Raw genomic sequence first — 8,340 nt, 5'->3', positions numbered from 1 at the left:
TCCGCCGATAACGATCACGACGAAGGCCAAAATCAACACAGGTTCGCCCATTCCAACCTGAACCGACTGAATCGCCCCAACCAAGGCCCCCGCAAACCCTGCCAGCGCCGCGCCAATGGCAAATACCACGGTATAGAGCCTTTTTATATCCACACCAAGGGCGGCAATCATTTCGCGGTCGCTCTCCCCTGCCCTAATCTGAATGCCCAGCCGTGTGCGCGAAATCAACAGGAAAAGCCCCGCCGCAACAGCCAAGCCAATCCCGATCAAAACCAGCCGATACAGTGGATACTGCATCCCTCCAGGAAGGGTCACAGGCCCCGAAAGCGCCTCGGGGATATTGAGGAAAAGCGGGAACGAGCCAAAGGCCCACCGCGTCGCCTCCGAGAAAATCAAAATCAACGCGAATGTCGCGAGCACCTGATCCAAATGATCCCGCGCATATAATCGCCGCAAAACCACAATTTCCATCAATGCCCCCGCAGCCGCCGAGGCCGCAAGCGCCGCGACCAAAGCCAGCAAAAACGATCCCGTCCAACCGGCAACCGCCGCCGCCGCAAAGGCCCCGACCATATAAAGCGAGCCATGCGCCAAATTGATCAGCCCCATAACGCCAAAAACAAGCGTTAATCCTGCGGCCATCAGAAACAACATGATGCCGAATTGGAGGCCATTTAATATCTGCTCAAGCAGGAGAACCAAACTCATGAGATCAAAGGTCTGTCCGAACGCGCCAAAGCTCGGGAAACAGCTCAACCGCCAACATTTTCGTCAAATACGCCACGCCCGCCGTGCCCCCCGTTCCGCGCTTAAATCCAATCACCCGCTCGACAGTGGTGACATGGTTAAACCGCCAGCGCCGGAAATAATCCTCCAGATCGACCAGTTTTTCGGCAACCTCATACAGCGACCAATAGGTTTTCGGATCGCGATATACCTGCGCCCACATGGCCCGCACCGCATCGTTTTCGCAATGCGGCGTCCTCGAAGGCGTGCCAATCGTTTCGGTCGGAATATCCATCCCCTGCCGCGCCGCTAGCCACAAAACTTCCTGATATAGGCTCTTTTTGTGCAATTCGGATTCAAGTCGTTCCATCGCTTTCGGGTCATGCGCATGGGGCTTCATCATGTCCGTATTTCGGTTCCCCAAAATGAATTCAACAAGCCGATATTGTGCCGATTGAAACCCCGAGCTATGCCCCAAGGATTCGCGAAACGTTGTATAATCGCTGGGCGTCATCGTGCGCAAAACATCCCACGCATTGTTAAGCTGCTCCATGATCCGCGACACCCGCGCCAACATTTTGGACGCCTCCTGAAGGTTGTCCGTGGCAATTGCCGAGCGCGCTGTATCCAATTCATGTAGCATCAATTTCATCCAAAGTTCAGACGTTTGATGCTGAATAATAAACAACAATTCATCTGGCGCCTTGGACAGGGGATGTTGCGCCGTTAGCAGCTTATCCAGTCCAAGATAGTCGCCATAGGACATGGATTTTGAAAAATCGGTTTTGGCACCATCTTTGTTTCGATCTGTCACTGTCTGCCCTTACTTAACTTTGGTCTAAAAAATTTTAACTCGTTGAAAAATTTAACCTTTTTCAAATAACTGCGCAAGATATTGCATGGCTTCCTCCACCAAAATACTATCAACACGTGCGCCTTTAATCCGAATAAGGTGCCCTTGGCTATCACTTTGTCGCTGCAAGGTAACCCCTGTCGAAAGGCGCAGCGTATCCGCCCCTTCCCATCCCGTCACCCGTTTTGGCCGCCCGCCCTTGGGTTTTGGTTGTGCGTCATCTTCGTATTGCAGCACAACTTCTTCCAGAAGCGCCCATTCCTCGATTGCGGACTGGCATTGCCCCCGCTCCTGCCCTAGGGCCAGATTTTCACGCAACCGCGCCTCTGCCCCATTGCGCAGAACCGCCGCCAGCCGAAGCCCATCTTTTTCCCGCAGCATTTCTGGAAACACAAGCAGGTCGCCGAGCTCCTCAAAGATCAGAGAGAAAGATCGAATCTTGGAACGCTTCGCTTTCGACGCCGCACTAAACAGCGCATCAACGGCCGCCTCCGTGCTGGCAAAAACACCTTGCTGTGCCGAAATAACCGCGATGCGCCCACGCTCAAAATGCGACAGCGACGCGCGAATTTCGTTCTCCTCAACCATCGCCGTGACCGCTCCGCCAAGCGCCTCCGGTTCACGGACCAACGCCTTAATCGTCGCGTATTTTTCTTGTTTGGTTAACGCGTAGAGGTCGCGCACCGCCTGAAGGCGTCGAAATCCAGAGATCAGCCCATAGGGTTGCGCCGCACCATCCTGCGCATAAATCTCCACAGGGAGCCTCAACCCGTGCGCCGAAATGGACAGCTTCAACTCGTCCATTTCCGCCGCATCTAAAACCATCCGGTCTCGCACCATGGAGTTTTCGGCGATGCTCTCGATCGCGATATCTTCGATCAAACGCCCCTGCCCTTTGGCGTCTCGATGCGCATTAGCATCCGTCTTATCGCGCGCCATTTCTGAACGCCCCTCAACCGAAATTCCCGCATGTTCGCGCGCGGCATCCGCCGCAACTTGTGAAATTGGCGCGACCACTGCGTTCGGGCGATTAAGGGTTTCGCGACGAAACTCTGCTTCAATCTTGTCTAATTCATCCGCGCTTGGCGCAATAACTTTACGTCGCTTGGCCATCGTCCGTCTCCTGTTTTGCCATCTTCTCATCCCGCCACCACGCAGCAAGAACGATCTCTTTCACCTCGGCCCACGTTCGGTCAAATGTCTCTCGCCCGCGCACATAGGTATCGCGATTGAACTCGCGATAATCCGCTTCATAAATCCCATTCACCTGCTCGCCAGCCTGCCCAACCATTGCGGTCAAGTCCTGCCGAAACGTGGTCATGAAGTCGCCGAAATAAGCCTGAATAACATTCGCGAGATCAGTCTGCTGAGCGGCATCAAAACGCGTTATCAACGTCCGCACGGCATCCCATTCAAACTTCACATCCTCCAACCCAAGCTTGCGCCGCTGGCTATTTTCACCATCCTCGATGCTGGCAAATGTCGAATAGAGCATGTCGAAAAATCGACCCGTGGAATCGAACTCAAGGAACGATGCTCCTAGAGGTACCAGAAGGATGTCAGCTGCCGCGAGGGCATTGATTGTGAGGTAGCCGAGGGCAGGGGGGGTATCGAGGAGGATTATGTCATACTCGTCAAGGATTCCGCCTTCTTCGAGGCCGTTCGTGAGGGCATCCCAAAGCGGCCAGGATCGCGATTGCATCCGCCAAACGGGCACTTGGAACTCTGCCCAGTAGAGATTGAGCTGAGCGCCTATCAAGTCTATGTTCGGCCAGTGGGTGCTTTGGATGAGGTTTCGCGGCGAAACCTGCAGCGCTTCCGTTAAGGTTTCGTCAAGGGGGAGTTCGGGCTGTCCACCTGCTTTTCGGACTTTGTTTTCTTCTTCAACGTGGCGGGCATAATCGCGGGCCATAATCGGGAAGGCGGTGCTCCATTCATCTTGAACGGTGCCACCCATAATCGAGGTCATTGAGCCTTGGCTATCGAGATCAATGACGAGGACTTTGTAGCCATCCAAAGCCGCACTCATGGCGAGATGTGCGCAGGTGGAGGTTTTGCCAACACCGCCTTTGAAGTTCGCGACCGCGATAATCTTGGCCGGAAGTCCCTTGGGGCGATAGGGACGGTATTCGCGATTGGCCGCGCCTTCGGTGGCGAAATGCTCGCGCAGGGCCATCACATCCAAGAGGGAGAACCATTTGGAATTGCTTTCGCCAGCACCTTGGGGCAGGTCTGGATGGGCCTTGAGGACACGGCGAAAATGGGCGGGGGCGACGGGGATCAGATAGCGGCAGACTTCCCATGTGGAGAACTTTCTAAGCCGCTTTTTACCATCCGGAGCGTGACCGTTTTTCGCCAGTTCATCGCGCCCCTTCGAGGCGAACGCTGCAGCTTTCGCGAATCGGGCGGTATCTATAGGCTGAGAAAGAGATGCTTCTGCTCGGGCTGGATCGATGCCGAAGTAGGGGGGCAGGGGAGACTTACCAGAGGATGTCATCTTGATTCACCGATGTTTGCTAAATTACGCGTCTTTGCGGTTTTTATCTCACATGACAGGCCGTTTGGGAATCAATCTTTCCTGAATAAAGATAAATAAAAGAAACACAGCGCCTTTTGCTTTAAGAATATATAGAATCTTTAAGGACTTTAATTCAGATAAATTTATTTATTACAGTTGGTTAGATGGGCTTGGGTGCCCGACTACAGGCGCAAAGGGACCCTGATACGGGACGAAAGGTGTTGGAATACGGGATGTAAGGTACCGATTCGCGGTTTTAGTATCTAATTGTCGCGTTAGAGCCTGTTTGGGAGAATCAATGAAGGTAGCTGCGTACCCCTGTCCTGTAAATTGGTACCTTTGGCAGTGTGAGACTGGACGGATCAGCGTGAAAGGAACCCGTCTACGGGACCACAATCTTCCCTGTTAAGGTATCCCAAACCGGATTGTGAAGAGGTTCCTTTTGAGGTAAAGTCCTGGGAACTATCCAAAGAGATATCCCATTGAGCGCCGAATTTTGCACGTACAGGGCAACAGAATGCAGGACATACCGAAAGATAAATTAACCGGCGCGCTCAAACGGGGGGCGGTGAAAAAGCACGTGGCGGCGATTCATGTGTCGGGCAAACTGACGCTCTTGCAACGCAAACTCTCGAATGTATTGCTTTTGAATGCCTATGACACTCTGACTCAACAGCAGGTATTTCAAATTGATGCGCGCACCCTTTGTATGCTGGTGGGCTATAATTCCAACGACTTTGATACGCTAAAACAGTCGCTGCGCGGGTTGGCGGAAACGGTGGCGGAATGGGATATGTTGGATGCGGCGGGCAAGCAGGAATGGGGCGTGTCGAGCCTGTTGAGTTATGCCAAACTTAAGGACGGGATTTGCGAGTATGCCTATTCGCCCGCGCTTGCCGAGAAACTGGCGGACCCGAAGGTTTTTGCGCTGATTAACCTGAACATTCAACGCAAATTTACCAGCGGTCACGCACTGGCGCTCTATGAAAATTGCTATCGGTTTCATCGCACGGGCAGCACCGGATGGTGGCCGCTTGAGATGTTTCGCCGCCTGATGGGGGTTGCGGATAGCGAATACTACGAGAGTTATAAACACCTGAACGCGAAGATTATTAAGCCCGCCGTGTCAGAAATTAACCGCAGTAGCAATATTCTGGTGACGCCAGAAGTGCGCAAACGGGGGCGGGCCGTGAGCGACATTCGCTTTACCATTCAGAAAAACCCGCAACTATCGATTTTGGATCTGGACGATGGGGCAGGGCTGCGCCGCGCGCCCGTGTATGACCGGCTTCGGGGGATGGGGATTAGTGACCGCTTGGCGCGGCAATGGTTAACGGAACACGGTGAAACGGTGATCCAAGGCAAGCTTGATTATGTGGCGGGGCAGGGTGGTGTGAAAAGCCCTGAACGCTATCTCGCAGCGGCGCTTCGTGATGATTATACGGCGGAACCAGATACAAAACCTGTGCCTGTCATGTCGGCCCGCGCGGCACGATTGGGGCGTGTTAGAGACTATTCAGCTGCCCGTACTCCAACGCAGAGGGACGCCGATAAACGGCTGTTTTTCGCGAGTCTGACCGAAATTCCAAAACGGCAAGATTTTGAACGCCACGGATGGATGTCCGCGCAAAATGCGGTTGCGATTTTTGCGTTTTGGGAAGAGTTTAACCCCGAAATTTTCGACGGCTTAGAGTGACCTAAATAGCCCAGAAACGGCGCGAGGCCAAAACATAGAGCGACAGAATTTCAAGTCGCCCCGCCAACATACCAAAAATCATGATCCACTTTGCCGTTTCGGGGAAAGCCTCCATCGATCCTGTGCCACTGACGGCCTGACCATAGGCGGGGCCGATGTTGGCGACCGACGTCCAAGCGGCCGTGATCGAGGTTTCGAGCGACAATCCGGTGAGGGAGAGGGCGACGGCGATGACCCCCATAGTGAGGATGAAAAACGCGAAAAACGCCGAAACAGAGACGATTACGTCTTGACTGAGGGGGCGACCATCGAGGCTTGGGCGCGAGGCGGAATGGGGATAGCGAAGTTGGCGGAGTTGGTCTTTGACGCATTCGATGAGGACCAGCCAGCGGAAAATCTTGATCGAACAGGCGGTGGAGCCAGTGCAACCGCCGATCAGTCCGACCAAAATAATCACCGTGAGGGGAAAGCTGCCCCAGGCGGCGATATTGACGCTGGTGTAGCCCGTGCCCGAAAACAGCGACGCGAGGTTAAAGAAGGTTTCGCGAAAGGTCGCCTCTGCTGTGTCGGTGCTGGTGGTCCAGCGATAGAAAAAGACCAAGCCACCGGACACGAGAATCCAACGGAAATAGGCGCGGACTTGGATGTCTTTGAGGAGGGGGTTGGCCTGACCGCTTAGGATCTGAACGAAGCGGATGAGAGGGAGGCTGGCGAGGATCATAAAGACCGTCGCAACATACTCCAGCGACCCCGTAAATTTTGCGAAAGACTGGTCGGAGGTTGAGAAACCACCCGTGGAAATCGTGGTGAGCGCATGCACGAGGGCATCGAAATATCGCATGCCGAAATAGACGTAAGCAACGAAACAAATGACGGTGAGGAGGATGTAAATTCCCAACAGGGATTTCGCGATATCCAAGGCGCGAGGCAAAACTTTTCCTTGCGTATCAAAGCCTTCGGTCAGGAAGAATTGCATCCCCCCAACCCGCATAGTGGGCAGGAAAATCATCGCGACAATGACGATCCCCAAGCCGCCAAGCCACTGCAAAATACCACGCCAAAGCAACACACCTTCAGGCATTTCATCGAGGCCGAAAAAAACCGTGGATCCGGTGGTTGTCATGCCGGACATGGACTCAAAATACGCGTTAACGATGGTTGTGTCGGGCGCGCCGAAGATAAAGGGCAGGGCGCCAAAAACTGGCAAAACAACCCAAGCGAGCGACGTCAAAAGGAAGGATTGCCGCCGCCCGAGGGACTTACTTTGGTGGTTGGAGGTGGCGATCGACGTGAGGAGGCTAAAGAGGATGGTGATCGCGCCCATCATGGTAAATACGGACGCCGGTTGGCCGCCAAAATACGCATCAACGGCCCCGCAAACCAACATGAGCGCCCCCATTATCCCTGCGAGGATTCCGATAATATTTGCAACGGGGCGAAGTTCCATTTAGCGCCTTTGCAAAGCTACTGGGACAGGGGGATGGTTTGGACAACATTATCGCACAAGGAAGGGTATGCAAGGAATTTTGCCACACCACACCGCGATACGTTAAAATCTAGGTTTCATCGTGATAATCAAAGCGTTCCATCATCGGCCGACACATCTCATTGACGATCGCGCGAAATTCAGGATCTAGGGGGCTTAAGCGGTTGCTGATGTCAATTTTGGCGTGATATTTTGGGGAATACCATGGGTCGTTTTCGTTGAGGGCGGCGTCGGGATCAGGATTATGAATGCCAAGTCTGTCAGGATCGATGTCCGATAAGCCTGTAAACGCGCGCAACGCGTCAAGAACGCTTTCTTGCAGGATGTCTTCATAGCGAAGCACAAAAAGAACATCCTTAAGACCAGGATGGTCGATGTGGTGATAGGTACTCATATAAACTTCAGCACATTGTTTGACGTCTTCCACACCAAAAACGAGGCCGGATTTTTCATTCACCGCCTGAAGCGAACGCACCACATTGTAGGGGTGGCGCACGGTTGTCACAAATTTTACCCGGCCATGCAAAAGTGCATTTATTTCGGAAAAATATGGTGTCATCGCCGGGTCTTTTACGGTCAAAATCTTGGGGTCGTCGAATACTTTGCTCACATGCGCAAGCGAGAGTTCAAGGTGGTGGCGGCTGTGTAACCGGAAATGCTCGGGCTCGGCGAAAAAGGTCTTGGTGTGATTATCCCAATTGTCCATCCCCGTCCAATAGGACTGAATAAAGGGTAATATGAAACTAATTTCGGAATGGTAAGGATTGGTATCTTCCGAAGTACAGATGAGATGGTGCGTAACAGTTGTTCCAGAGCGAGGAGCGCCGCCAACAAAAATGACAGGTTGAGATTCGTCAATGGGATGCATGTTTAGCACTTCTCTTTTGGAGCTTCATTAATCCGGTTCAGGGAAAATGAGGTTGCAATTTCCCACGATAAACAATCACGGATACGGGTAATTCGCAAAAGGGTTTTTGTAAAGTCGGGATTCTTGGGCGTCGGTATGCATAAGTCTTGATACAACGTGGTGTTTTCTGCCCAAATGTAGGTCCGCCCCTTGG

General features: G+C 53.1%; 7 protein-coding genes. 1 reads left to right on the top strand and 6 read right to left on the bottom strand.

Annotation, left to right across the window (positions count from 1 at the left end):
• From AB9F26_RS20320 to AB9F26_RS20305, 4 genes are all read right to left on the bottom strand, one after another.
• On the bottom strand, positions 1 to 708 hold a 708-nt coding region (locus AB9F26_RS20320), incomplete at its 3' end, for a branched-chain amino acid ABC transporter permease (protein WP_369768936.1).
• Between the two features lie 4 nt (positions 709 to 712).
• Positions 713 to 1,540, bottom strand: coding sequence for a tryptophan 2,3-dioxygenase (kynA, locus tag AB9F26_RS20315; protein ID WP_369768935.1), 828 nt, complete (start codon positions 1,538 to 1,540; stop codon positions 713 to 715).
• Positions 1,541 to 1,591: 51 nt separating this feature from the next.
• The gene (locus AB9F26_RS20310) at positions 1,592 to 2,692 is read right to left on the bottom strand and encodes a ParB N-terminal domain-containing protein (protein WP_369768934.1); all 1,101 of its coding nucleotides are present in this window, start codon (positions 2,690 to 2,692) and stop codon (positions 1,592 to 1,594) included.
• Positions 2,676 to 4,076: an AAA family ATPase gene (locus tag AB9F26_RS20305; protein WP_335586190.1), complete on the bottom strand. Its 1,401-nt coding sequence runs from the start codon at positions 4,074 to 4,076 to the stop codon at positions 2,676 to 2,678. Before AB9F26_RS20305 ends, AB9F26_RS20310 begins: the two co-directional genes overlap by 17 nt.
• A gap of 538 nt (positions 4,077 to 4,614) precedes the next feature.
• Between AB9F26_RS20305 and AB9F26_RS20300 the strand changes: the two genes are divergently transcribed.
• Complete coding sequence (locus tag AB9F26_RS20300; RefSeq protein ID WP_335586189.1) at positions 4,615 to 5,793, top strand: replication initiation protein; 1,179 nt, start codon at positions 4,615 to 4,617, stop codon at positions 5,791 to 5,793.
• 1 nt (position 5,794) lies between these two features.
• Here the strand turns inward: AB9F26_RS20300 and AB9F26_RS20295 are convergent, their stop codons facing one another.
• The gene (locus AB9F26_RS20295; protein ID WP_335586188.1) at positions 5,795 to 7,240 is read right to left on the bottom strand and encodes a TrkH family potassium uptake protein; all 1,446 of its coding nucleotides are present in this window, start codon (positions 7,238 to 7,240) and stop codon (positions 5,795 to 5,797) included.
• A 109-nt stretch (positions 7,241 to 7,349) separates the two neighbouring features.
• Complete coding sequence (locus AB9F26_RS20290; protein WP_369768933.1) at positions 7,350 to 8,147, bottom strand: sulfotransferase; 798 nt, start codon at positions 8,145 to 8,147, stop codon at positions 7,350 to 7,352.
• Between the last annotated feature and the right edge of the window lie 193 nt (positions 8,148 to 8,340).

The organism is Falsihalocynthiibacter sp. BN13B15 (assembly GCF_041205415.1).
Taxonomy (GTDB): domain Bacteria; phylum Pseudomonadota; class Alphaproteobacteria; order Rhodobacterales; family Rhodobacteraceae; genus Falsihalocynthiibacter; species Falsihalocynthiibacter arcticus.
The sequence above is the reverse complement of the archived record's forward strand: the minus strand, read 5'-3'. Positions and strand labels throughout refer to the sequence as shown.